Raw genomic sequence first — 24,458 nt, 5'->3', positions numbered from 1 at the left:
AGTATACTATCAGAGTTGAAATGGGTCAAATATTTTACGTTCATAACGTAATATTGGGCCAGGGCTTGAGTAGAGCAGAAGAGCGTTGCAGCGCGGCTTCTGTCCTGCTCTGGGTGAAGGGCAAGGTGTGACGTTACAGGAACGGACGGTGGCGCAGGAAGGCGCGGGCTTCGCGCTCGCCCTCCTGGTCCCAGTCGGGCCGCCGGGCAAAGACCCGGTCGCGCCCGCTGCCGCGCACCGCACCCACCTGGGCCGCCGCCTGGGCAATGGCGTGCAGGGCCTGCCATTCCTGCCCGGTCAGGGTGTCGGCGTTGGGGGTGAAACGTCTGGAGGGTTTGCCGGGCATCTGGCCCGGCACGTCCTCGCCCGGACGGGTGCACGGCATGGCCCGCAACATCGTGGGCAGCTTGTACAGCGCATACACCCGGTGGTAGTCCACCAGCAACTCGCCCAGGTCTGCCACCACGTTGCGCCACACGAAGGCGTTCAGGGCCTCCTGGCCCCAGGGCTGGCCGGGCGTGCCAAAGCGCTTGCCCAGGATCTGCGCCGCCTCCCGTCCCTTCCCCAGCAGCGTGTGAATCTGGCCCGGGGTCATGCCCAGATTCAGGCCCCCCAGCCCCGGCCCCAGCGTGATACAGGCGGTCTGCTCGGCGGAGCCCGGCAGGCTCAGCAGACTCTGATCGAACCACAGCCGCGCGGTGTCCAGCAGGGCGCCGGCAAACTGCCCCGGCGTCTGAATATGGGTGTTGTACGGCTGCCAGCGCCCTTCCTCGCCGGCCAGAAACACCGGCTGGTCCCTGGCGCGGTACTGCAGGTTCAGGGCCAGCAGGGGCCGCCGGGGCACCGGCTCGTCAAACAGCATCAGGGGAAAGTTGCTGGTCAGGCCGCCGTCGCTGAACAGCACGGAAAAAACACGCAGGCGGGTGGCCTGCACCTGCGCAGGCTGGCCGCCCTTGGCCGCGCGCCAAGTCCAGACCTCGCCGGGCCGCAGGGCAGCGGCCGGCCAGGGCCGCTCGTGGCGAATGAAATGCAGCGGCAGGGCGCTGAACAGCAGCGGAAAACTCATGCTCAGGCGGGCGGCCACCAGCACGGGCAGCTTCTCTTCCGGGGGCAGGCGGTAATAGGCGAGGCCGGGTGTGGCCCGGGGGGTGGCGCCGGGTTTTGCGGCTTCTGGCACGCCAAAGGCGCGCTCACTGCCCGCCACCAGGGCCGACAGCACCTCGGGGGGAAAGTAGCGGGCCCACTCTTCAGGGCGGAAATACAGGTTTCTGGCGTCGCGCACGTTCTGGGCCAGGGGCAGCACGTAGGGCCGCTGGCGCGACAGGCACGAGGTCACCAGCTTCAGTTCGATGCCCTGGGCACGCAGGTGCCCGAAGGTCAGCACCTCGCCCTGCCCGGACAGGCGCTGCAGGTGGCGGTGCAGCCACGGAGTCAGGCGACTGGCCTCGCCCCGCCCGTAGCCGGTGGCCAGCCCGAAAGTGTTGGCGCTCAGGGTGGCCTGTGCCTGGGCCAGCAGGGCGCGGCTGTCGGTGTTCAGGGTGCGGCCCAGTTCGCGCGCAGCCCGTATCCAGCCGGCGGCCCAGCGCCACAGCCCCAGGCCCATCACCACCAGGGCCAGCACCAGGGCGCCCAGACTGGCGGCCCAGGCCGGGCACCAGCGCGAGAGCAGCGCTGTCCCCGCTGCCGTGAGCAGCAGCAGGGCCAGCAGGGCGAGCGCGGCCATACCCCTCAGGCTGCCCCAGGGCCGGGCGCCCGGGGCCAGGGTGCCCAGCAGTGGGCTCAGGGCTGCGTTCCAGCGCCCGCCACCCAGCAGGTCCAGCAGTGGCCCGCGCAGGCGCCCACCGGCCAGAACTGCGCGGGTGCGGGCCAGGGCGCCGCCCGCCGCCCCCCAGTCCAGCAGCGCGTGCAGGGCCGCGGCCGGGTCCCCTCGCATGGCCGCGCGTCCGGCGTGGTACAGGCCAGCGGTCGCCTCATCCGGGGCAAACAGGCCCTCCAGTACCGTGGGGCCGCCGGTCTGGCCGGGATTCAATGGGCCGGCCAGTGACTGGCCCAGGGCGTCCAGCGCCTGAAAGGGCGCCTGGCAGGCCGGGGCGGAGGCTCCACCTTTGCGCGCGCGCTCCCGGCCACATTCCGCTGCCGCCAGCAACGCCGCCGCAATCGCCCCCGCCGAGGTGCCCCCGATGCGGCAGAAGCGGAAGTGCGCCCCCAGTTCGGCCAGGGCGCCGGGAAACACCACCCCGCTGGTCACGCCGCCCTGCATGACCAGGTCCACAGTGGGCCTTTGCTCGGGGGCAGCGCCCGGCGTCATGGGGACCGCCGCACGCTGCCGCTCAGCAGGTTCACGGCTTTGGCCAGGGCCTCGCTTTGCAGCAGGGTGGCCACCGTGTAGGCCCCGGCCCCCAGCGCGGCCGCCAGGGCGTAGTCCATGACGCCGCGTGCACCCCAGGCACTCTTCGGATCGGCCCACAGCTCGTTCAGGCCCACCACCATGGCGAGCAGCGCGGTCACGGCGATCAGGGGCAGGGCCGAGACGCGGAAAGCAACGTTCTGCGCGCTGAGGGATGGGCGGGGCGTGAGGTAATCCGTGTGCCAGGGCTGCTGCTGGTGGCTGGGCAGCTCAGACCGGGCCTCGCCTCCGGGATCATTGCAAATCTTGATCAGGGTGTTGGTGCAGGCGCGCAGATCGGCGGCGCTGGCACTGGCGGGGACCTCGTGGGTCAGGAAGGCCTTCAGGGGCGCGTTGGCAGGCACGTCGGGCGCCCAGCGCGCCACCGTCTGGGCCAGCACCTGCGCCTCTTCCAGTGAAGCCACCACATCGGCCACCCGATCGGCCGGCACCTCGAACTGCCGGGTCGTGCCGTTCAGTGGCAGACCCAGGCGCTGGCCGTTGCGGATGTCCTGAACAAACGCCAGGACAGGGACAGAGATAGGCAACACCGGGCCCAGCGCAGCGGAGGCGTCCGTTATGGCCCCCTGAAGCTGACCCAGCAGATCGCGGGGCTGGCCCAGCTCGCGCCACTGGGCCAGCGCCGTGTAGGCGTGGCGGACATCCGACATGGGTTGCAGCAAAGAGGGTGGGGTGCGCAGCAGCCCCGGGTCCAGGTCCAGCCGGAAGGGGGGAACTGGACCGTGGGTAGACGGCACCAGCGCGGGCAGATGGGCCGGGTTGAGCTGCAACCCGGCCAGATGGAACTTCAGTTCCTCTTTTTCCCGGCGGCGCCGCGCCAGAAAGCCCAGCAGGGGCGGCAGCAGCAGCCCCGCCAGAATGGCCAGCGCCGCGTGCCACCAGGGCCGCCGGACCACCAGGGTGGCCGTGGCTGCCTCGGTGCCTGTGGTGAAGTGGGTGGCGTTGCGGTACAGGTCGGGGGCAACTTTTCCGGTCAGACCATCCAGCTTGCCATCGGCATCCAGGCACGCCTCGACCTTCTGCCCGGCCGCGCTGGTGAATGGCACCTTGCGGCTGCACTTCGTTTCGTCCCACCGGTCATCGGTGTCGCGCAGCCACTGCGGATCGGCCGGGACGTCGCGCGTGGCCGCCGCCAGCCCGGCGCTCAGGGGCAGCAGCAGGTCGGCGGCGTCGGGGCCCGCCGTCCTGACACGCAAATACGCTGTGGCGGCGGTGCTGGGCGCCGGATTGACCGCCGAGGTTCTCACCCACAGGCACACCGAAGCCTCCGGATCCAGGGTCACGGTGGGGGCTTCCGGTGCCCCAGGGATGTTGCGTGCCGGTCCCCGGCATTGACCGTTCAGCACGCTCTCGCGGCGCAGCAGCCCAGTGTCGCCCGCCACAAGGTCCAGCGTGACCGGCTGCGGCGTGCGGCGCCCGTTCTTCAGCAGGAATCGCCCCTCGGGCTGCGCACTCAGGGTAATGAGCGGTGGGGGTGTGACACTGGCCCCCTGCCCCAAAGCGCTGCTCCCCAGCAGCCCGAACAAAGCGGCGATCACTGAAAGCTGCTCCAACTGGCTTCGTTGCATGCTCCTGCCCTCCCGGGGCGCGGCGAGCGAAGGGAAAGAAGGGAGCCGCACCCTCTGAGAGCCAGCGTGCGCCCGGCAGCGTGACCGGGCCGTGACTGCCTGGTGGGGCTGCCCTTTCACCCTTCAGTGCACCTGCTCTTTGCACCGGGCGCAGACGGCGCGGCCCTCTTGCCCCGATCTGGCTACAATGCGCCTCGAATGCGCCGTCCCGCTCTGCTCTGTGCCCTGCTGCTGACCAGCGCCGCCGCGCAGGAGGCGGCCTGCACCCTGCCACAGGGGGGCGCGCTGCCCACCCGCACGCGGGCCGTGTTTGTGCTGGACACCAGCGGCAGCATGCGCGGCATCGGCGACGGCCGGGCCGACATCTTCGAGCGGGTCAAGGCCAGCATTGGCGCCTATGTGCGCGGGCAGCGCCCCGACCGGGTAGAACTGCTGACCTTCGATTCGGGGCTGCGCTCGCGGCGCAGCTTTGCCCAGCCGGCGGGCACGGCGGCCTGGAACGCGGCTCTGGCGAATCTGAAGGCCGACGGCACCAACACCCACCTGTACCGCAGTCTGCAGGGTGCCCTGGCCCCCCTGACGGCGGCGGGGGGCGACGTGACGCAGGTGTTCGTCCTTACCGACGGCATAGACAACGACACCCGCGAGGCGGGCCGGGCCGTGACTCCGCAGGTGGCGCTGGCGGCCTTCCGGGGACGGGGCCCCCTGGACCGCCTGACCTACGTGGCCCTGGGCACCGAGATTCCGCCCGAAGCCCGCGCCGCGCTGGAAGCCAGCACCTATGCCAGCGGCCTGACGGTGCCGGTGGGCGAGGTGCCGGACTTGGCGGGCGCAGGCCTGGAGGGGGGCCTGCGGCGGGTGACGGACGCGGCGCGGCTGCCCCCCACCTTTGCCCCGGGCACGCCCCTGACGCTGGGAGTGGGCCCCGCCCTGAAAGGCGCCGCGCTGGTGCCGGGCCAGGGTCGCCCCGCCCTGCGGCTGCCCGGCCGGGTGCTGCCCGGCGAGCCCGCGCTGCTGTGTGCGCCCCCACCGGGCGGCGCCGGCTGGATTGCGCCGCGCCCACGCCGGGTGCTGCTGCGCCTGACCCTGCCCGGCGCGGGGCTGACGTGGCTGAACCCCGGGGCTGACCGCACCCTGCGCGCCGGTGAGGACGTGGTGCTGCGTCTGCGCGCCGCGCCCGGGCTGAACCCGGCAGCGGCGGCTGTGGGCGGCCTGGGGCCTGGGGTGCGCGGCGTGGTGGAGGCCCGGCCCGGCGCCCGCGAGTTTGCCGTGCGGCTGACCGGCTGGCGGCCCCAGCCCGGCGTCACCCTGACCCCCACCCTCACCTTTCCGGGGCTGCCGGCCCTGGCCCTGCCCACCGTGCAGGGCGCCGCCGGAGGGCGGGTGCCCGTGGCCGCGCGCCCGCCCGCGCCCCAGGGGGCTCAGGTTGAGCCCGGTCGCCGGTCGTTGGGGGCCCTCTGGCCCGGGCTGCTGGCGGCGCTGGTGGGGGGCGGCCTGCTGGCGGCCCTGCTGCTGGGGCGGGGCCGCCCCCGGCGCGCCGCCCCGTCCGCCGCGCGCCCGGCCCCACCCCCCGCCGTGGAGGGCCTGACCTACCGCGAGGACCGCACGCTGTCGCTGGTCTCGGCCCAGGGCGACGTGACCGGGGTGCCCACCCCGCTGGGCGGCCCCTTTGACCTGGGGCAGCTGTCCAGCGTGCCGCACCTGAGTGGCCTGCGCGCCGAGCAGCACCGCGACGGCCTGCGCATTCTGCGCATTCCCCCCGATCTGGATGTCAGCCAGGGCGCGCGGCTGGTGGGGCCCGGCGATGTGATTCGCCCCGGCACCCTGCTGGGGGTGGCGGTGGCCCGCCGGGCCCGGGCGCCCCACCCGCCACTGGGCGAGCTGGCCGGGCTGGGCCTGCCGCTGGCGCTGCATGTGGGCGCGCAGTCGGTGCGCCTGCGCGGCCCCTACGGCGAGCACGCCCTGAATCTCTCGGCCCCGGTGACCGACCTGGGGCGCGTGCTGCGGGCGCCCGCCCTGGAAGATCTGGCAGTCAGCCTGAGCGGCCGGGACGTGCTGCTGCTGCGCGTGCCCGAACACCTGCAGGTGCGCCCGGCCGGTGAAGCGTCGGCCCTGCGCCCGGGGGCCGCCCTGCCGGCGCACGCCGTGATTGATTTTCTGAAGGGCTAGGCAGGGCCCCCTGATACGCTGCGGGCATGGCGTTCTTGCAACTCATTCACGGGTACCAGTTTCCCAGTTCCCTGGCGCTGCTCTTTCCCACGCCATACGCCCTGGCGACGCTGGTCCTGTTCGTCTGGAGCCTGGGGCCCGCGCTGAAAAACCGTGTGGGCACCTCCTTTCTGGTGTGGCTGCGCATCACCTGGGCACTGACGCTGATTCCCGGCGTGACCGGCCTGCTGCTGGCCCTGAGCGGACTGAAGGTGCCCAGCGCCACCCCCCTGAGCGGCGGCGCCACCAAGTACGGCTACCCGGCCGACCCCAGCCGCGACTGGGAACACTGGATGTACGCGGGCTTTTGCCTGCTCACCCTGTACGTGATTGAGGTGCTGGTCAAGGGCCGCATGGTCGAGCACCGTGTGGGCCTGAAACTGCTGCCGGTGGCCACACTGTTTCTGTATGGCTGCGCGTACATGGTGGGGCGGGTGGCAGTGTTCCCGGGCAGCACCCCGGGCACCTGAGCGCACCTGCGTAAACAGCGCCGTCAGGTTCACTTCACGTCCCACTGGCAGAACTGTGATGAGGTGTGACCCCATGCGCCGACTCCTTTCCTTGCTTCTGCTGGTCACGGCCAGTGCGGCCCTGGCCGCCACCGCGCCCACCGTCAAGGTGCAAAAGGGCGACACCCTGTTCCGCATTGCCACGCGCCACGGCCTGAGCGTGGCCCAGCTGCGCACCTACAACGGGCTGAAGGGGGACACCATTCGCGTGGGCCAGGTGCTGCGCCTGCGGCCTGGGGCAGTCCCGGCCAGTGCCGCGCCGCGCCGTTACACGGTGCGGGCGGGCGATACCCTCAGCCGTATTGCTGCGCGCACCGGCACCTCGGTGGCCGCGCTGCAGGCCGCCAACCGCCTGCGCAGCACCGTGATCGCCCCGGGGCAGCGACTGGTGGTGCCGGCCCCTGGAACGGCCGCCCGGCCCCCGGCGCCGCGCCCCACCACCGAGGTGCGGACCGTGTACCGCTACGTGTGGGTGGGTGTCAAGGATACGCCGGCCCTGCTGGCGGCCCGCTACCGCCTGAGCGTGGACGGCCTGCGCCGCCTGAACGGCATGACCACCGCCCGCGCCATCGTGCCGGGCAAGAAGGTGCTGGTGCCCATGCGGGTGCCGGTGCCCATTCCGCCCCGCCCGCAACGCCCGCCTGTCACCTTCAAGCGTCTGATTCCGCTGAACGTGCCGGTGCAGATTGCCAGCGTGGACCTGCGCTGGCGCCACGTGCTGGTGGCCCCGGTCATGCCGTCCGGGCGCCTGAGCTTCGGTTCGGGGGCGCGGGTGAGCGAGCTGGCGCGGCGCAGCGGCGCGCGCATGGTGGTCAACGGCTCGTATTTTCATCCGCAGTCCTACGCGCCGGCGGGCGACATCGTGACCCAGGGGCGGCTGCTGACCTGGGGCCGCATTCCCCAGGCGCTGACCATTACCCCAGACAACCGCGCGGCTTTCCGCATCAGTGCGGCGGCGGCGCTGGGGCGCCCGCTGGAGACCACCTGGGCGGGCCTGGAAACGGTGGTGGCCACCGGGCCACGCATCCTCAGCGGCGGACAGGTGGTCACGCGCTACAGCAGCGCCTTCCGGGACCCGGCCCTGTTTGGCCGCGCCGCCCGCAGCGCCGTGGGTCTGATTGGCAACCGCGACCTCGTGTTTGTCAGCACCCATGTCCGGGTGACCACCACCGAGATGGGCAAGATCATGACCCGCCTGGGCGTGCGCGACGCCCTGCTGCTGGACGGCGGCAGCAGCACCGGCATCGCCTGGAATGGCCGCGCGGTACTGGACAGCGTGCGCCGCGTCAGCTACGGCATCGGGGTGTTCACGGACTATGCCGGGCGGCGCTACGCGAAGTAGGGCAAGAGGCGGGCAGGAACAGGTCTGGAGAAAGAGGATTTCATGCTCAGGCTCAGCTTGGACAGCTTGGAAAGTCTCGGCGTGAATCGTTTGCGCACCTCAATACCGGCTGAGCAAAGCGGGCAGAAGCGGGCGTGGGCCCTGGCAGCTGATACGGGACTCAGGTGAGTTCCGATTGAACCGCTTTTGTCAGAGATTCAATCCGAGCAGAGCGAGCAGGAGAAATAGATGCCTCCGGGCGTAGAGTCGGCTCATCGGCTCTGTTCCGATGTGTCGGCGGAAGAGACGGCAGCCCGTATCAGTCCAGCAATCCCGGATCGTCCAGCAGCGCCTGCACCGCCTCGAAATACGCGCCCACATGCCGCCCGTCCATCAGGGCGTGGTGAACCTGCACCGACAGCGGCATCTGCCAGCGGCCACCCTGCTCGGTAAAGCGGCCGGTGGTCAGGCGGGGAATGCAGTCCGGGGGCTGCAGGTGCATGGCGTGCGTGATCCCGGTAAAGGCCACCCACGGCAGGCTGGACAGGTACAGCAGGTCGTCCTGCGCGGGGTCCTCGTCCAGGGTGGGCTGGGCGCGCCGGGCCGCCAGGGCCTGGGCCGCGCCCTGCAGGAAAGCGGGGGCGCCGGGCTGGTAGGGCAGGGTGCAGAAATGAAACAGCTCGCTGCCGGGTTCGGTGTCAATCACGGACGGGTGCACGCGCCCGTGTTCCACCACCGCCTCGCCCCGGATGCGCCAGCGAAAGGGCGGCAGCTCGTTGGCCGCGCGCCCCAGCACGTAGGCGGTGGCGGCCATGTAGGACAGGCCCCGCTCGCGCACCCCGGCGCGAAAACGGGTCACGTCCACCGGGGCCGTCACGCTGAAGTGCGGCTGGGTGTGGTGCCGGAAGAACTCAAAGTGCGCCCGCCGGGGCCACGTGGTCAGGTCAATGGTCCGCACGCCCCCAGGCTACGGCACGGGCCCCGCCATGCCGTACCATGCGGGGATGCAGGGCTTGAAGAGTCGGTTGGTCTGGGGGTTGGCATGAAGCCTGAGCAGGTGCAGGCCCAACTGACGCGTGTGCTGAGTGAAGCGATTGCCGGGCTGCGCGATCCCCGCGTGCCCATGATCGTGACGGTGGAGCGCGTGGCGGTCACGCCCGATTACGGGCTGGCGCGGGTGTACGTGAGTGCCATGTCCGGCGAGATGGACGAGTTGCTGGACGCCCTGCGCGGGGCCCGGGGGCACCTGCAGCGGCAGGTGGCCGAACACGTGCGTATGCGCCGCACACCCACGCTGGAGTTCTACGCCGCCGGAGACGGCTGGTGAGCCGCACCTTCGTGTCCACGCTGCGGGTGCGCTACGCCGAGACCGACGCCATGGGGGTGGCGCACCACGCCACCTATCCGGTGTGGTTCGAGGTGGCCCGCACCGACGCCATGCACGCTCTGGACCTGCCCTACCGTGACCTTGAGGCGCGCGGCTATTACCTGATGCTCTCGGGGCTGAACGTGGAATACCGCCGCGCCGCGCGCTACGACGATGAACTGCAGATTCACGCCACGCTGGGCGCGGTGCGCTCACGCACCCTCACCTTTTCTTACGAGGTGCGCCGGGGCGACGAGCTGCTGGCCACCGGGGAAACCCGCCACATCGCCACTGATCACACCTACCGCCCCGCCCGCCTGCCCGACGACCTGCTGACGCTGCTGGGGTTGCCCACCTCCGCCTGATACGGACTTCCACCCCAGCGCCTGCCAAAGCGGTTCAATCCGAAGGAGGCGAGCAGGAGAAATACGGGCTGTCGGGCATGGGGCCGCCACATCGGCTCTGTTCCAGGGTGCTGGCGCCACAGACGGCAGTCCGTCAGAAGCGTTGGCGCAACACAGAAGCCCTCTCCGGCGGCCTTTCAGAGCGGTGCGCTAGACTGCCTCCCTCATGAGCCACCTGTCCCGTACCCTGCCGATCAAGCGGGCCGCACATGTCTATCTCGTTCAGGACGGCAAGCTGCTGCTGGTCGAGGAGCGCATGGACGACGGCAGCATTTTCTACGGCCTGCCCGGCGGCAAGGCGCTGCCCGGCGAGACGCTGGGCGACGCGGCGGTGCGGCAGGTGCTGGTGGAAACCGGCCTGACCGTGACCGACCTGATGTTCGTGAGCCTGCTCGAAGGCGAACTGCTGACCGGCACCCGCAACGAGTGCTACGCGATTTTTGGCCGTTTCACCGCCACCTTCCACGGGTCTATTGACCCCACCGACCCCGAGGTGGTGGGCGTGAAATGGGTGCCGTTCGATCAGGTGGAGGGGCTGGTGCGCTACGGCCCGCCGCCCGAGGTGGAAGAGCGCAATCCCCTGATCTGGGTGCCCACCCGCGACTTCGTACAGGGCCAGCCCCGGGCCTATTACCCCATCTGATGCGCCGGAGCTGGATCCTGGCCCTGGCGCTGCTGGGAAGCGCCCTGGGCGGGGCGGCGCAGGCGCCTGTCCTGCCCGCCGCCTGGGGTGACCGCATCTATCCGCGTCTGGGGCAGGCCGGGCTGGACGTCACGCACTACGATGTGGCGCTGCGCGTGCCCCAGCCCGGCACCCGCACCCTGCAGGCCGAGGTGACCCTGAGCGCGCAGGCCACGAGGCCCCTGCCCCTGCTGAGCCTGGATTACCTGGGCCCGGCGGTGCAGGGCGTGACCTGGAACGGCGCCGCTGTGCCGTTTGAACGTGCCGGCGAGAAACTGCTCATCCGCCGTGCCCTGACCCCGGGGACCACCGCCCGCGTCACCGTGCGCCTGAGTGGCCCCGCCGGCCGCGTGCCCGACCCCGATCTGCCGGTGGACCTGGGCTGGCAGGCCCTGCCCGGCCAGGGCGCGCAGCCGGGCGTGAATTTCTCCTTCAGTGAGCCCGACGGCACCCGCGCCTTTCTGCCGGTCAATGACCACCCGGCCGACCCCGCCACCTTTACCCTGCGTGTCACGGTGCCCCAGGGCGTCACGGCCGCCGCCAGTGGCGTGCACACCCGGGTGCAGGACACACCGCAGGGCCGCACCTTCACCTTCGAGCAGCGCGAGGCGATTCCCACCTACGCCCTCTCGGTGCATGTGGGGCCGCTGGAACGGGTGGACCGCCCGGCTGTGCAGGTGGCCGGCAAAACCGTGCAGGTGCGCGACTACTTTCCGCCCGGCATCCCGCCAAACATCCGCGCGCCCTACGAACGCACCGGCGAGATTCTGCGCGTTCTGGGCGAGTGGTTCGGGCCCTATCCGTTCGCGGTCTACGGCTCGGCGGTGGTGCGGCCCGCGCTGCCCGCGCTGGAAACGGCCACCCTGTCCACCATGCCAGTCACGTCCAGCAACGTCCGGGTCATCGTGCATGAGGCGGCGCACCAGTGGTTTGGCAACAGTGTGCCGCTGGGCGACTGGAGCGATACCTGGCTGAACGAGGGCTTTGCCACCTACGCCGAGTTGCTGTGGGTACAGGCGCAGGGCGAGGGAGAAGCCGCTGTCGTGCAGCGCTGGCGTGACAGCGTGCAAAGCGGCCCCACCCGCCCGCTGGTGGCGCGCACAGCGGCCGAACTGTTTGACCGCAGCGCCTACCTGCGCGGCGCCCTGGCGCTGCACGCCCTGCGCGCCGAGGTGGGGGACGGGCCTTTTCGCACCTTCCTGCAGACCTACGCCCGCGAGCGGGCCGGGCAGCCCACCCGCACCGCCGATCTGCTGGCCCTGGCCCGCAGGGTGCTGGGCCCAGATGCCGAGGGTGTGCTGCGCGCCTGGGTCGAGTCGCCCGGCCTGCCGCCACTGCCGTAAGAGGGCCAGCCAGCGCCCGGTCTTGACCCAAGCTGAAGAAACGGAGCTGGGTCCCGGGGTCGGGGTGTACGCTGGCGGGCATGTGGCCTTTTGGAAAGAGCACGGCGGAGCGCGTGAAAGACGCGCTGAACGAACAGCCTCGCCTGCAAGGTCTGGGCCTGCAGGTACAGGAACGCGGCGGCGAGGTCAAGGTGACGGGCATGGTGCCCAACGACCGCTACCTGGGCCTGATTCGTGTGGTGGCCGGCGGCATCAACGGGGTCAAGACCGTGGACGTGAGCGGCGTGACCTTTGAGCAGGCCAGCGCGCCGCCCACCAGTGCCTCTCCGCAGCGCAGCGCCCCGGCGGCCTCCACGCCGGCCGCCCCGCTGCCCGAACTGCAGCCGCAGGTGGCCCCCACCACCGGCAACATGAACGCCCGGCCCCAGGCCGCGCCGGAGCAGGCCGCAGAGCTGGAGCCCCTGGCCCAGGCCAGCCGCCAGGACGACGACGCCGAGCTGGAAGACAACAGCCGCATCGCCAAGGCCGTTCACCAGGCCCTGCGTGGTAACGGCGAACTGGCCGACGACCCCATTGACGTGCTGCAAAGCGGCAAGAGCATCATCCTGCGCGGCGTGGTGGACAACGACCACGAGCAGCGCCTGGCCGAGAAGCTGGCCCGCGCTGTGGACGGGGTGGCCGGCGTGGACATCAGCGGCCTGCGCGTGGCTGCGGGTGCCAAGGCCCTGGCCAAGGAAAAGGACCAGGACACGGGCGACACGGTGTACACCGTCAAGGCCGGCGACAGCCTGTCCGAGATTGCCCAGAAGTATTACGGCGACGCCATGCAGTACAAGAAAATCGCCCATTACAACAACATCAGCAACCCGGATCTGATTCAGCCGGGCCAGAAACTGCGCATTCCGGGCTGAGCACAGGTATGCAGGGGCGGGGCACCAGGGGCAACCTGGATGCCCCGCTCTCACTCGCTTGCTTCTCAGATTCTGATATCAGATACTGATACCCGACATGGACATCAACCTCTTCAAGGGGAATCTGGACCTGATTCTGCTGAGCGTGCTGCAGCGGGAAAGCGGCTATGGCCTGGACCTCGCCAAGCGGGTCGAGGCTCTCACCGGGGGCCGCATCACCCTGAATGTGGGCAGCCTGTACCCGGCCCTGCACCGACTGGAACGGGCCGGCTTTCTGCAGACCGGCGAAGCCACGCTGGCCCGGGGCGGCCCCCCGGTGCGCACCTACGCCCTGACCGACGCCGGACGCGCGGAACTGGCACGCCGCCGCGAGAATTACGCCGCCTTCGACCGCGCCCTGCGGAGCCTGTGGTGAGGCCCTGCCCCCCCGCCGCGCAGCGCTACCTGCGCCGCCTGACCCTGCTCCTGCCGCCCCAGGTGCGCCGCCGCGTGGCCGCCGAGGTGGAGGCCCATCTGTGTGGGCTGGCCCACGACGCCCAGGTGCGCGGGCTGACGGAAGTGCAGGCGTGGGCATGCGCGCTGCAGCAGGCCGGTCCGGTGTGGCCAGCGGCGCTGCGGCTGGCCGGGGTGTACCTGGGGCGGCCGCTGCGGGTGGCCCTGCTGGCAGGCGCGGCCCTGGGCGGCGCGGCGTACGCGGTGCAGGTGCAGGGCGGGGGTATGCCGGCCCAGGTCGTGGGGGAGCGGCCATGAACCGCCCCTGGCCAGCGCGGGTCTGGGCCGCTCTGCGCGAGTGGGGGCAACCGCTGCTGTTCGCCCTGATGGTCACCCAGTTCGGGGCCTCGGCGGTGCAGGTGGACGGCGCCAGCATGATGCCCGCCCTGCGCCACGGCGAGTGGCTGGCGGTGGAAAAGGCAGGCGGCTGGGCCCACCGCCTGGGGGCAGGCGGCTACGCCCGGGGTGACATCGTGGTGTTCAAGCCCCCGCGCGGCGCGCCTGTTGCCTGGAGCAACGTGTACCGGGGCCTGGGGCTGCCGTGGCGCTACCGGCCCTTTCTGGTCAAGCGGGTCGTGGGCGTGCCCGGGGACCGGGTGAGCCTGCGGGGCGGGGTGGTGCGGGTGAATGGCCGCGTCCTGCCCGAAGCGGCGCGCACCTTCTGGGCCGGGCACTGCCTGGACACCTTCAGCCCCCAGGCCAACCGCGTGGCCCCGGGCCCGGACGCCCCCCCGCAGCCGGAAGTGACCGTGCCGCCCGGGCACTACTACCTGCTGGGCGACAACCGCTCGCCCGGCGGCAGCCTGGACAGCCGCAGCTTTGGTCCGGTGCCGGTGGGCGATCTGGCGGGGCGGGCGGTGCTGAGCGTGTGGCCCGTGGTGCGCCCCGCCCAGGCCACGCCCCCCTGCGACGGCCTGCCCCAGCCTGAACAGCGGGTGCGCCTGAGCGGCGAGACAGAACTCAGCCCCCGCTGGCTGCTGGGGGCGCCCTGAGCTGCCTCTTTCGGGGGACGCACCGGCGCAGCGCGGCGCAGTAGGCTGCGCGGCATGATGAAGGTCATGGGCACCGGCGCTGGGCGCGACCCAGCTCCCACGCGGGGCGGCCCCCTGAGTGACCTGCTGGACGCCTCCACCTACCGCGCCGCGCTGTATGTGCTGCTGGCCCTGCCGGTAGGCGGCACGGTGGCGGGGCTGCTCACGGCCGCCGTGGTGGGGGGGCTGCTGACCCTGCCCATTCTGGTGGGGGCCGCCTTCCTGCTGCTGGCGCTGTGGCTGGTGGTGGCGCTGGGCGAGGTGCAGCGCGCGCTGCTGGGCCTGCTGGGGGTGCGGGTGGCGCGCCCGGCCGCCGCGCCCCCGGCCGGGCTGCTGGCGTGGCTGGGCCGTACCCTGGCCGACCCGGTGACCTACCGCACCCTGCTGTTTCACGCCATTCAGCTGCCGCTGAGCCTGCTGTGCTGGGTGGTGCTGGGCACCCTGCTGGCGCTGGAGGTGCTGGGCCTGGGCGCGCCGCTGTGGGCCCTGAACAGCGCGGTGCCGGTGGTGTGGGGCGAGTGGACCCTGCGCCCCGGGCCGCTGTCTGTGGCGGGGCTGATGCTGGCGGGGGCGGGCGCCCTGCTGGTCAGCGCGGGCGTGCTGAGTGTGATGGGCCGGGTGTGGACCCGCCTGGGCATTGCCCTGCTGGCCCCGGACGGCGACGGCGCCGCGCGGCGCGAGGTGATTGCCCTGCGCCGCGCCGCCGGTCGGGTGGCCCTGGGCGACGATCTGGGCGTGACCCTGGCCGACCTGACCGAGCAGGCGCGGCAGGCCAGCACCGCCGCTGCCGTGGCCCTGTGCGCCCCGGACGGCACCCTGCGCGCGGTCAGCGGCGTGCCGGGCCCACTGCCGGCCCCCGGTGAGCTGCAGCCCGCCCACGGCGAGGCCAGTGTGCGCGCCCTCAGCGGCGGCGAGGTGCTGGCCACCCTGCCCGTCAGCCTGCCGGCCTCGGCCGGAACCCTGGAAGGCGGCACCCTGCGCGCGTGGTATGTGGGCGGCGCGCGTCCGGGGGCCGATGAACTGGCATTTTTGCTCTCCATTGCCGATCATGCCGGTACCGCCCTGCACGCCGCGCAGCTGATCGAACGCGCCGGGGCCCGCGCAGGCGAACTGGAACGTGCCCGGCTGGCGCGCGAACTGCACGACAGCGTGGCCCAGGCCCTGTACGGCATCACGCTGGGCGCCAAGACCGCCCGCGCCACCCTGGAACGCGACCCCGCCCGCACCCGCCAGAGCCTGGACTACACCATCCGGCTGGCGGAAGGGGGCGTGTCGGAGATGAAGGCGCTTCTTTTCAGCCTGCGCCCCGACGCCCTGGAAGAAGGTGGGCTGGTGGCCGCCCTGACCCAGCACGCCCACGCCCTGGAAGCCCGCCACGGCCTGACGGTGCACGCCGACCTGAGTGCCGAACCCGAACTGCCCCCCGACGCCCAGGCCGCCGCCTACCGCGTGGCCCAGGAGGCCCTGCACAACGTGGTCAAGCACGCCCGCGCCGCCCAGGTGTGGCTGAGCCTCACCCAGACGGACGGCGTGGTGACCCTGAGCGTGCGCGACGACGGCCGGGGCTTTGATCCGCACGCCCAGGGGCGCGGCACCCTGGGGCAGCGCTCCATGCGCGAGCGGGCCTCGGGGGCGGGGGGCACCCTGGCGGTGGACTCGGCTCCGGGCCAGGGCAGCGCCGTGACCCTGACCCTGCCCCGGGGGGGCGCGTGACCACGTGGCCGCCGTCCCGGCCCCTGCTGCCGGTACTGGGCCGCATGGCGCTGGGGCTGGCGCTGGCCGCGCTGGGGCTGGGGCTGGCATGGCACGGCGCCGAGCGCACCCTGACCCCCGGCATGAGCGTGCAGAACACGCCGCTGCAGGTGCCGCTGGACGGCCCGCTGCCCCTGGACCTGGCCAGCAGCGCCGCGCTGAGCTTCAGTGGCGACCGGGTGAACGTGGCGCTCTCGCCGCTGCCGCCCGGCAGCCCCATGGCGGTGCAGGGCGCGGCCCGCCACCGCGCCCGCAACCCCGTGCAGGCCGAGGTCAGCCGCCAGGGCCGCGCGATCACCGCGCAGGTGACCCTGAACGTGCAGCCCTACAGCGTGCGCGGCGTGGTGCTGGGCGGCCCGGAACCGGTGCAGCACACCCTCAGTCTGGCCCTGGCGCGGGGGCTGCCCCTCACGCTGGGCAGCGTGACCACCAGCGGCGATCAGCGCCTGCAGCTAACCCCGCTGCGGGTGCGCGCCCTGACCCTGCGCAGCGACAGCGGCGACCTGACGCTGGGGCTGCCGGCCCGCCCTGCCGGCCCGGTCAGTGTGGTCACCCGCAGCGGCGACGTGACCCTGAATGCGCCCCCTGGCAGCGCGCCAGACGCCGTGCGCGTGAATACCGCCAGCGGCGGGCTACGGCTGAACCTCGCGGGCATGCGCACCCAGACCCTGGGCGTGGGCAGTGACAGCGGCGACCTGCGCCTGACCCTGCCGGTGATTCTGGGCCGCGCCACTGTGACCACCGCCACGGGCCACGTCACGGTCAGCGCCACGCCCCTCACGCGCGGCACCCTGGACATCCGCACGCAGGGCGGGCGGGTCACGCTGCGCCTGCCCCCGCGTCTGAGCACCCGGGTGCGCTTTGCCGACCGCGACACCCTCACCTGGCCGCGCACCCAGGCCCCCAGCCCCACCCCCGCGCTGGACGTGTTTGTAGACGCGCCCCGCTCTGACTTCACCCTTGTGCCCCTGGAGGAGACCCCATGACCATCCCTGACCCTGCCCCCACCGCCGTCCGCGTGCTGCTGGTAGACGACCACGCCGTTGTTCGCCAGGGCCTGCGCCTGTTTCTGGGCCTGGACCCCCTGATTGACGTGATTGGCGAGGCTGCCAACGGCGAGGAGGCCCTGCAGGCCGCCGCCCAGCTGCGCCCCGACGTGGTGATCATGGACCTGATGATGCCGGTGATGGACGGCATTCAGGCCACCCGGACCCTCAAGCGCCAGCAGCCCGACACCGAGGTCATTGCCCTGACCAGCACCCTGGAAGAACACAAGGTGAACGGCGCCATTGAGGCCGGGGCCATCAGCTACATGCTCAAAGATGCGTCGAGCGACACCCTGGCCGACGCCATTCACGCCGCCGCCCGGGGCGAGGTGAGATTGCACCCCGAGGCCGCCAAGCGGCTGGTGCGCGATTTCCGGGGCGGCGAGATGCGCGAGACCCTGACCCCCAAGGAAACGATTGTGCTGCAACTGCTGGCCCACGGCTACAGCAACAAGGACATCGCCGCCGACCAGGGCGTGAGCGAGGCGACCGTCAAGACCCATGTGTCGCGCTTGCTGGGCAAGCTGGGCCTGGACAGCCGCACCCAGGCCGCCCTGTACGCCCTGAAACACGGCATTGCCCAGCTGGACGGTGTGGCGCTGTAGGACGGAGCAGAGGAGGTGTACGGCGAACGCAGCGCTGTGGCGCTGGCACGCGGCCTGCACGCGGCTGCCCGCCTGATCAGCGCGCCCCCCGGCAGGCAGGCGCTAGGCTCTGGGCCATGACGGCGCCGCACCCGACCCCCCAGCCCACCCCCGAGCCGGTCGCCCCGCTGTCCCCGGCGCCCCCGGGCATCCGGGCGGTGGACGGCAACCGCGCGGCCCTGACGCTGCTGGTGGTGCAGAACGTGGTCTCGGCGCTGCTGATGGCCGCCGGGGTGCCGCTGGGCACGGCCCTGCTGGGCGCCTTCGCGCTGGTGGTGCTGGTGGCCCTGACCATTTTCCGCGAGGTCATTGACGTGCTGCGGCGCGACACCCGCTGGCGCACGCCCCCGGCCTGGGGCACGGCACTGGCGGCTTTTGTGCTGGCATTTCTGGCTTCGCGCGCCTTTGTGCTGGCCGTGGTGACCCTGTTTCCCGAATCGGTCAACAGTGTGCCGCAGTTTCTCAGCCGGGGCGCCGACCTGTGGGTGCTGCTGCTGGCCGCCGGACTGCTGATTCCCTTTGCCGAGGAGGTGGCCTTCCGGGGCCTGCTGATGCGGGGCCACGAACGCGCCGCCGGCTTCACAGTGGCCGCCCTCACCAGCACGGTGGTGTTCTCGCTGGCCCACGGGGCGCCTGCCAGCGTGGCCGGCATTCTGCCGCTGGCCTACGTGCTGGCCCGCGTGGCGCAGCACACCGGCAGCCTGTGGAACAGCGTGATTATCCACGCACTGAACAACACCCTGGCGGTGGGCCTGGGTGCCTTTGTGGCGGGGCGGCTGCCCACCGATACCGCCCAGGCCACCGACCTGCTGCAAAACCCGGCTCTGAAACTCCCGCTGGCGCTGGGCTCGCTGCTGTTCGGGACCGTGGTGCTGGCCGTGCTGCACCTGTGGCTGACCCCCCGCCCCGATCCCCAGGCGCGCAGCGCCCCGGGCCCCTGGCTCAGCGCCGCACTGATCACGGTGCTGCTGTTTGGGGTGGTGGCGGCCCTGGCCACCCTGCCGGCCGTCACGCAGTGGCTGACCGATCTGCGCGGGGCGCTGCGCTAGGCCGCACCCGTGTCCAGACCCTCCCTGTTCACGCGGCTGCGCACCCTGGCGCGGCGCCTCAAGGCCGAACTGCTGGCCCTGAGCCTCGCCGCCCGTGATCCGCGCACGCCCTGGTACGCCCGCGCCTGGGCCGCCCTGGTGCTGGCCTACGCCCTGAGCCCCATTGACCTGATTCCCGACTTCATTCCGGTGCTGGGGCAACTGGACGACCTGCTGCTGGTGCCGGCCGGGCTGTGGCTGGCCCTGCGCCTGATTCCCCCTGCCGTGATGGCCGACGCCCGCCAGCAGGCCGAGGCGGCGCCGGCACGGCTGGCCCGCAGCACCTGGGGCGCGGCGCTGATCGTGGTCGCCTACCTGGGCCTGCTGGTGCTGGCCTGGACCCTGTGGCGCCGCACGGCCCAGTAGCATGGCGGGGCCTATGGCCCGCGCCCCCGCTTCTGCCCCTGCCCCCGCTCCGGCGGCCCCCCTGCCCACCGTCTTTCTAACGGGTCCGCGTGTCTTTGCACGGCAGCTGGCCGCCACCGAGCCCACGCCCCTGCGGTACCTGGGGGTGGCGGGGCTCTCGGCCGCGCTGTCCGGCGTGGCCTACGCCGCCCTGGTGTCGCCCGCCGTGAACCTGGCGGCGGGGCTGGCCGGTGGGGTGTCGCCCGTGGCCACCCACGCCACCAACGTCCTGGGCGGCACTTTCCTGACCCTGTTCACATACGGCCTGATGTGGGGCCTGGGCCGGCTGGGCGCGGGCCGGGCCGGGCGGGCGGCCGAGGTGTACGGCGCCAGTTTCGCCCTGCTGCCGCCGCTGTACCTGCTGGTGACCGTGCTGGCCCTGCTGACCCCGGACAGTGCGTGGCGCCCGGACGCGGCGGCGCTGGCCCAGGCCGGCGAGAACAGCCGCCGGGTGCAGCAGCTGGCGCTGGCCGGGCTGGCCCAGACCCCGGCGGCTGCGCTGCTGCTGGCCGTCACGCTGCTGGGCACCGCCGCGCAGTGTGCGCTGGCTTTCTTCGCCTTTGCCGTGCTCACGGGCCGCCGGTTGCGGGCCGCCGCCGGGGCACTGCTACCCCTGCTGCCCGCCCTGGCGGTGGGCTTCATTGCCCTGGCCCCGGTGCTGCTCAGCCGCTAGGCGCGGGCCACCGAAAAAGCCCCCGGGGAAGGGGGCTACAGGTCACCGCGATTGGTTTAGCCAAACACGCTCTTGGCCGGGTCCCACAGGCGCCACAGTTCGTACAGGCCGATCAGGAGGTGCAGCACCAGCTTGGCGGCCAGGCCGGTCAGCAGGCCCACCAGGGTGCCCCAGGCGGCGCGCAGGGCGTCGGCGGGGGGCTTTTTCACCACCACCAGTTCAGCGATCAGGGCGCCCAGCAGCGGCCCCACGATCAGGCCGAAGGGAATGATGGGCAAAATCCCCACCACGCCGCCAATCAGGGCACCCCACACCGCCTGCTTGCTGCCGCCGTACTTGCGCGCCCCCCAGGCCGAGGCCACGTTGTCCACCAGCCCGATCAGGATGGTGATGGCCAGAAAGGTGATCAGGAAGGGCAGGTCCGGCCAGGGCTGAAAGCCGTCCACCAGCGTGGCGGCCACCGATCCCAGAAAGATGATGGCCGTGGCGGGCACCACCGGCACGAAGGTGCCCACCATGCCGATGATCCAGGCGACCAGGAAGATCAGAAACGCAAGACTCATATGCTGCCTCCTTACGCGCCCCGCGCTGCCAGGGTTCCGCGCGGCCCTGGCGTGGCCGGCACAGCAAAAACCCCCACCGAAGTGGGGGCGAAGTGGTTGCAGGGACAGGATTTGAACCTGCGACCTCCGGGTTATGAGCCCGACGAGCTACCAGACTGCTCTACCCTGCGATACTGTGGTCTTGCGTGTGCCTGTTTCAGGCGCTCAGAAAGAGTAGCCCCGACTGCCCCATCTGTCAAGGGGTGCGGGGCAGCGGGCGGACGCGTCACTTTGTCGGCGGGGCCACACCCGGGGCCCCCACCGGGCCCGCTAGGCTGGGGCTGTGACCTTTCCCGAACGGCCGGGCAGCGCCATCCAGACGCGCAAGCTGCGCCACATTGAAGCCTGCCTGCGCCCCGAGAGCCAGTACCAGCGCCAGACCACCGGCCTGGAACACGTGCCCTGGCCCTACCGCGCCCTGCCAGAGAGCAACCTGGACGAGGTGCGGCTGGACACCACCTTTCTGGGCCGCCCGCTGCGCGCTCCGGTGCTGATTGGCGCCATGACCGGCGGTGCCCAGGCGGCCGGGCGCATCAACCGCCACCTGGCACAGGCGGCGCAGCGGCTGGGCGTGGGCCTGATGCTGGGCTCGCAGCGGGTGATGCTGGAGCGCCCGGAGGCCCGCGCGTCCTTTCTGGTGCGCGACGTGGCCCCAGAAGTGCTGCTGATCGGGAATCTGGGCGGCGCGCAGTTGCTGCTGGGCTATGGCCCGGCGGAGGCCCGGCGCGCGGTGCAGGAGGTGGGGGCCGACGCCCTGGCCATTCACGTCAACCCGCTGCAAGAAGCCCTGCAGCCCGGCGGCGATACCCGCTGGGCGGGCCTGAGCGCGCGCCTCGCCGAGGTGCTGCCGCAGCTGGACTTTCCGGTGGTGCTCAAGGAGGTGGGCCACGGCCTGGACGCCCGCAGCGTGGCCGCCGCCGCGCCGCTGGGCTTTGCCGCGCTGGATGTGGCGGGCGCCGGGGGCACCAGCTGGGCGCGGGTGGAACAGCTTGTGCACCACGGGGCCGTGCAAAGCCCCGACCTGTGTGAACTGGGTATTCCCACCGCCCAGGCGCTGCGCGGGGCCCGGCAGGCGGCGCCCGGGATGCCGCTGATTGCCTCGGGCGGCATTCGCACGGGGCTGGACGCCGCGCGGGCCCTGGCCCTGGGCGCGCAGGTGGTGGCCGTGGCCCGGCCGCTGCTGGCACCTGCCCTGGACAGCGCCGAGGCTGTGGAAGCGTGGCTGACCCAGTTCATTCACGAACTGCGGGTGGCCCTGTTTGTGGGCGGGTACGCCAGTGTGGCCGAGGTGCGGGCGCTGTCTCCGTAGCGCCCTCTAGCGCAGCCGGCCCAGCCCCTTGCGAATCAGGGCGTCGGCGTTCAGCTCGGGCTCGGCGGCCAACAGGTCGGCCACGGCGGCGCGCACCTGCGCTTCGCGGAAGCCCAGGGCCAGCAGGGCGTCAATGGCGTCGCGGCCAGCGGTGCTCACCACGCGCGCCGCCCTGGCGCCACCGGCCGCCGGGGTGGCCAGGTGGTCGGGCACCTTGTTCTGCAGTTCCAGCACCAGCCGCTCGGCGGTTTTCTTGCCCACACCGCTCACGCTGCTCAGCAGCTTCACGTCGCCGCCCAGCAGCCCGGCCGCCAGTGCGCTGACCGGCATGGCCGAGAGCAGCGCCAGGGCCAGCCTGGGCCCCACGCCGCTCACGCCGGTCAGCAGGTCGAACAGGCGCAGACTGTCGGCGTCGTGGAAGCCAAACAGCAGCTGGGCGTCCTCGCGCACCACGAAGCGGGTGTTCAGCTCGGCCACCTCGCCCACGGTCAGCTTGCCCAGGGTGCTCACCGGGCACTGCACCTCGTAGCCCACGCCGCCCGCCACCACCACCGCGCTGTTCTCCCGGATGTCCCGGACCACGCCGGACAGATAAGCAATCATCGCGCTCAGTGTACATTCTGCCCGGAACAGAAAAGGTGGCGGTGGGCAGGGGTGGCCCGGTGGGTGCTGGCCTTTACCCCTGGGCGCGTGGAGCCGGGCGCAGGCTCAGGGCCAGCAGGGCCGCGGCCATCACGGCAGCCAGGGCCGACCCCGCCGCAAAGCCCTGCGCCTCGTGCCCGGCGGAAGACACCAGTACCAGTGGACTGAGAAACTGGCCCAGAAACACCGCGCTGCTCATGCCGGCCGTGACCCGGCCGCGCCACGCAGGGGGCGTGAGGTCGGCCAGCCAGGTGTACAGGTTGGGGAAAATCAGGCCGCCGCCCAGCCCAGCCACCAGCAGCCCGGCCTCCACCACACCCAGCCCCGGCGCACGAAACACCAGCAGCCAGCCCAGCGCCACCACGGCCATGCCCAGCCCGGCCAGGCGCCGCGCGTCAAAGCGCCCGGCAAAGCGCGAAAAGATCAGTGCAGTCACGGCCGCCATCAGGGTGGAACTGCCCAGCATCAGGCCGGTCAGGCCGGGTTCAGCGCCCAGGGCGCGCAGCAGAAAGGGCCCCTGCGCGGGCATGAGGTAGAACACGATCATGTACCCCAGTGCCAGGGCGTAAACCACCGCAATGGCGCCCCAGCGCGGCGCGGCCTGGGGGGCGCTGCCTGCTGCCGCCTGCCCGGGAACGCCACGCGGCAGGCGCAGCACCAGCGGCAGCAGCAGCGCGGCGGCCAGATACAGCGCAAACGGCGCGCGCCAGTTCAGGGCCGCCAGCACGCCGCCCAGCGGCAGCAGCACTGCGCCCCCAAAGCTGGTAAAGGCCGCCTGCTGACCCAGAAAGCGCCCCCGCCCGGGCCCGCTGAACAGGTCGTTGACCAGCGCGCCCGCCGCCGTCATGGTGCCGGCCACGGCCAGGCCCAGCACCACGCGCCCCAGCAGCACCTGCCCCAGGCTCTGGGCCACAAGCCCGCTGGCACCGCCCAGGGTGTACAGCAGCAGGGCCCCCAGCAGCACCGGGCGCCGACCGATACGGTCGGCCAGCACGCCACTCAGGGGCGCAGAAATGGCAATCACCACCCCCAGAATGGTCAGTGCCAGCTTGGTCAGCAGCGCGGCGTTCGGGGTATCGGCAAAGTGCGCCTGCATGGCGGGCAGCGCCGGGGCAATGGTGGCGCCGGACATCACTGTCAGGGCCGCCAGCAGCAGCAGCGTGGCCTGCGTCAGGCGGTCTGGGGCCGCGCGATTGGGCGCGGCGGGGGCAGGGGAGAGGGCCGTCATGGCTCTATCTTAGCTTTGAAAAGTCAATTGGTTTATTTGAACAAGCCGCCGGGTGGGTGGTCGGGCGCAGGGTGCTTGGCCGATGTGCTTGAGTGGAGGGCATGGTAACCCTGCGCCCTGCCCGCGAAGCTGACCGCGCCGCGCTGTACCGCATCTGCCTGGAAACCGGCGACAGCGGCCAGGACGCTTCCGGGCTGTACGCCGATCCGCAGCTGCTGGGCCACATTTACGCCGGGCCCTACCTGAGTTTTGCTCCGGACTGTGCTTTCGTGCTGGAAGACGCTGCTGGCGTGGGCGGCTACGTGCTGGGCGCGCCGGACACCGCCGCCTTTGAAGCCACACTGGCGCGCGAGTGGTGGCCGGCCCTGCAGGGGGTCTATCCAGAACCCCTTACCCCGCCGGAAGCCCGCACCCCCGACGAGCGCCTGATCTGGCTGCTGCACCACCCCCGCCGCACCTCGCAAGCCCTGCTGGAGCGCTATCCGGCCCACCTGCACATTGATCTGCTGCCCCGCGTGCAGGGGGGTGGCCGGGGCCGGGCCCTGATGACCACCCTCCTGCACGCCCTGCGCGTGGCTGGCTCGCCCGGCGTGCATCTGGGGGTGGGCGAACGCAACACGCGGGCCCAGGGCTTTTACCGGCACCTGGGCTTCGAGGAACTGGGCCGCTCGCCGGGCGCGGTGACGTTTGGTCTGCGCCTTTAGAGCATTTGTCATAATGAAGGTATGAAAGCGGTGGGCGGGCGAGGGTATGGGCTGGACTTGCGGGAACGCATCGTTCGTGCTGTGGCGTCCGGTGGAAGCGTTCACCTGGTCGCCCAGCAGTTC

General features: G+C 71.9%; 25 protein-coding genes and 1 tRNA gene. 19 read left to right on the top strand and 7 right to left on the bottom strand.

Annotation, left to right across the window (positions count from 1 at the left end; translation table 11 throughout):
• Positions 1-133 precede the first annotated feature (133 nt).
• Complete coding sequence (locus C8263_RS16720; protein WP_107139269.1) at positions 134-2,308, bottom strand: patatin-like phospholipase family protein; 2,175 nt, start codon at positions 2,306-2,308, stop codon at positions 134-136.
• Entirely contained in the window at positions 2,305-3,975 is a 1,671-nt protein-coding gene (locus tag C8263_RS16715) for a hypothetical protein (protein WP_146160739.1), read from the bottom strand. Before C8263_RS16715 ends, C8263_RS16720 begins: the two co-directional genes overlap by 4 nt.
• 198 nt (positions 3,976-4,173) lie before the next feature.
• Between C8263_RS16715 and C8263_RS16710 the strand changes: the two genes are divergently transcribed.
• The 3 genes from C8263_RS16710 to C8263_RS16700 all read left to right on the top strand — a co-directional run bounded on the left by C8263_RS16710 (position 4,174) and on the right by C8263_RS16700 (position 8,034).
• Positions 4,174-6,144, top strand: a complete 1,971-nt coding sequence (locus tag C8263_RS16710) for a vWA domain-containing protein (RefSeq protein ID WP_107139267.1) — start codon at positions 4,174-4,176, stop codon at positions 6,142-6,144.
• A 26-nt stretch (positions 6,145-6,170) separates the two neighbouring features.
• Positions 6,171-6,653, top strand: coding sequence for a hypothetical protein (locus tag C8263_RS16705; protein ID WP_107139266.1), 483 nt, complete (start codon positions 6,171-6,173; stop codon positions 6,651-6,653).
• 73 nt (positions 6,654-6,726) lie between these two features.
• Positions 6,727-8,034, top strand: a complete 1,308-nt coding sequence (locus C8263_RS16700; RefSeq protein WP_107139265.1) for a LysM peptidoglycan-binding domain-containing protein — start codon at positions 6,727-6,729, stop codon at positions 8,032-8,034.
• A 298-nt stretch (positions 8,035-8,332) separates the two neighbouring features.
• On the opposite strand, the gene C8263_RS16695 is transcribed toward C8263_RS16700, so the two are convergent.
• Positions 8,333-8,971, bottom strand: a complete 639-nt coding sequence (locus C8263_RS16695) for a chloramphenicol acetyltransferase (RefSeq protein ID WP_107139264.1) — start codon at positions 8,969-8,971, stop codon at positions 8,333-8,335.
• An 84-nt stretch (positions 8,972-9,055) separates the two neighbouring features.
• Between C8263_RS16695 and C8263_RS16690 the strand changes: the two genes are divergently transcribed.
• The 14 genes from C8263_RS16690 to C8263_RS16625 all read left to right on the top strand — a co-directional run bounded on the left by C8263_RS16690 (position 9,056) and on the right by C8263_RS16625 (position 19,850).
• Positions 9,056-9,340 carry a ribosome-binding factor A gene (locus C8263_RS16690; protein WP_107139263.1) on the top strand — a complete coding sequence of 95 codons (285 nt, stop codon included), beginning with the start codon at positions 9,056-9,058 and terminating at the stop codon, positions 9,338-9,340.
• Positions 9,337-9,744 (top strand): acyl-CoA thioesterase, encoded by a 408-nt coding sequence (locus tag C8263_RS16685; protein WP_408608072.1) that lies wholly within the window; start codon positions 9,337-9,339, stop codon positions 9,742-9,744. The genes C8263_RS16690 and C8263_RS16685 overlap by 4 nt, the downstream gene beginning before the upstream one ends.
• A gap of 205 nt (positions 9,745-9,949) precedes the next feature.
• Positions 9,950-10,426: an NUDIX domain-containing protein gene (locus tag C8263_RS16680; RefSeq protein ID WP_107139262.1), complete on the top strand. Its 477-nt coding sequence runs from the start codon at positions 9,950-9,952 to the stop codon at positions 10,424-10,426.
• Positions 10,426-11,808: a M1 family metallopeptidase gene (locus C8263_RS16675; protein ID WP_107139261.1), complete on the top strand. Its 1,383-nt coding sequence runs from the start codon at positions 10,426-10,428 to the stop codon at positions 11,806-11,808. The genes C8263_RS16680 and C8263_RS16675 overlap by 1 nt, the downstream gene beginning before the upstream one ends.
• 80 nt (positions 11,809-11,888) lie before the next feature.
• Positions 11,889-12,719, top strand: a complete 831-nt coding sequence (locus C8263_RS16670; protein WP_107139260.1) for a BON domain-containing protein — start codon at positions 11,889-11,891, stop codon at positions 12,717-12,719.
• 97 nt (positions 12,720-12,816) lie between these two features.
• Positions 12,817-13,134, top strand: a complete 318-nt coding sequence (locus C8263_RS16665; RefSeq protein ID WP_107139259.1) for a PadR family transcriptional regulator — start codon at positions 12,817-12,819, stop codon at positions 13,132-13,134.
• Positions 13,131-13,469, top strand: a complete 339-nt coding sequence (locus tag C8263_RS16660; RefSeq protein ID WP_146160738.1) for a hypothetical protein — start codon at positions 13,131-13,133, stop codon at positions 13,467-13,469. Before C8263_RS16665 ends, C8263_RS16660 begins: the two co-directional genes overlap by 4 nt.
• Entirely contained in the window at positions 13,466-14,203 is a 738-nt protein-coding gene (lepB, locus tag C8263_RS16655; RefSeq protein WP_107139257.1) for a signal peptidase I, read from the top strand. The genes C8263_RS16660 and lepB overlap by 4 nt, the downstream gene beginning before the upstream one ends.
• A gap of 57 nt (positions 14,204-14,260) precedes the next feature.
• On the top strand, positions 14,261-15,955 hold the full coding sequence (locus C8263_RS16650; protein ID WP_233218879.1) for a sensor histidine kinase: 1,695 nt from the start codon (positions 14,261-14,263) through the stop codon (positions 15,953-15,955).
• Entirely contained in the window at positions 15,952-16,980 is a 1,029-nt protein-coding gene (locus tag C8263_RS16645; protein ID WP_233218876.1) for a DUF4097 family beta strand repeat-containing protein, read from the top strand. The genes C8263_RS16650 and C8263_RS16645 overlap by 4 nt, the downstream gene beginning before the upstream one ends.
• Positions 16,977-17,645 (top strand): response regulator, encoded by a 669-nt coding sequence (locus C8263_RS16640; RefSeq protein ID WP_107139256.1) that lies wholly within the window; start codon positions 16,977-16,979, stop codon positions 17,643-17,645. The genes C8263_RS16645 and C8263_RS16640 overlap by 4 nt, the downstream gene beginning before the upstream one ends.
• Before the next feature lie 116 nt (positions 17,646-17,761).
• Positions 17,762-18,733 carry a CPBP family intramembrane glutamic endopeptidase gene (locus C8263_RS16635; RefSeq protein WP_107139255.1) on the top strand — a complete coding sequence of 324 codons (972 nt, stop codon included), beginning with the start codon at positions 17,762-17,764 and terminating at the stop codon, positions 18,731-18,733.
• A 9-nt stretch (positions 18,734-18,742) separates the two neighbouring features.
• Entirely contained in the window at positions 18,743-19,138 is a 396-nt protein-coding gene (locus C8263_RS16630; RefSeq protein WP_233218875.1) for a YkvA family protein, read from the top strand.
• A gap of 13 nt (positions 19,139-19,151) precedes the next feature.
• Positions 19,152-19,850, top strand: a complete 699-nt coding sequence (locus C8263_RS16625) for a hypothetical protein (RefSeq protein ID WP_107139281.1) — start codon at positions 19,152-19,154, stop codon at positions 19,848-19,850.
• A 56-nt stretch (positions 19,851-19,906) separates the two neighbouring features.
• Here the strand turns inward: C8263_RS16625 and C8263_RS16620 are convergent, their stop codons facing one another.
• Complete coding sequence (locus C8263_RS16620) at positions 19,907-20,413, bottom strand: DUF456 domain-containing protein (RefSeq protein WP_107139254.1); 507 nt, start codon at positions 20,411-20,413, stop codon at positions 19,907-19,909.
• A 93-nt stretch (positions 20,414-20,506) separates the two neighbouring features.
• A tRNA-Met gene (locus C8263_RS16615) sits at positions 20,507-20,583 on the bottom strand.
• A gap of 152 nt (positions 20,584-20,735) precedes the next feature.
• Here C8263_RS16615 and fni point away from each other — a divergent pair.
• Positions 20,736-21,761, top strand: a complete 1,026-nt coding sequence (gene fni, locus C8263_RS16610) for a type 2 isopentenyl-diphosphate Delta-isomerase (RefSeq protein ID WP_199188437.1) — start codon at positions 20,736-20,738, stop codon at positions 21,759-21,761.
• Between the two features lie 6 nt (positions 21,762-21,767).
• On the opposite strand, the gene ruvA is transcribed toward fni, so the two are convergent.
• Positions 21,768-22,364: a Holliday junction branch migration protein RuvA gene (ruvA, locus tag C8263_RS16605; protein ID WP_107139253.1), complete on the bottom strand. Its 597-nt coding sequence runs from the start codon at positions 22,362-22,364 to the stop codon at positions 21,768-21,770.
• Between the two features lie 73 nt (positions 22,365-22,437).
• Positions 22,438-23,631, bottom strand: coding sequence for an MFS transporter (locus C8263_RS16600; RefSeq protein WP_107139252.1), 1,194 nt, complete (start codon positions 23,629-23,631; stop codon positions 22,438-22,440).
• Positions 23,632-23,732: 101 nt separating this feature from the next.
• Here C8263_RS16600 and C8263_RS16595 point away from each other — a divergent pair, with 101 nt between their 5' ends.
• Positions 23,733-24,335: a GNAT family N-acetyltransferase gene (locus tag C8263_RS16595; protein ID WP_107139251.1), complete on the top strand. Its 603-nt coding sequence runs from the start codon at positions 23,733-23,735 to the stop codon at positions 24,333-24,335.
• The last annotated feature ends 123 nt before the right edge of the window (positions 24,336-24,458 follow it).

The sequence above is a fragment of the Deinococcus arcticus genome (genome assembly GCF_003028415.1).
Lineage (GTDB): Bacteria > Deinococcota > Deinococci > Deinococcales > Deinococcaceae > Deinococcus > Deinococcus arcticus.
The sequence above is the reverse complement of the archived record's forward strand: the minus strand, read 5'-3'. Positions and strand labels throughout refer to the sequence as shown.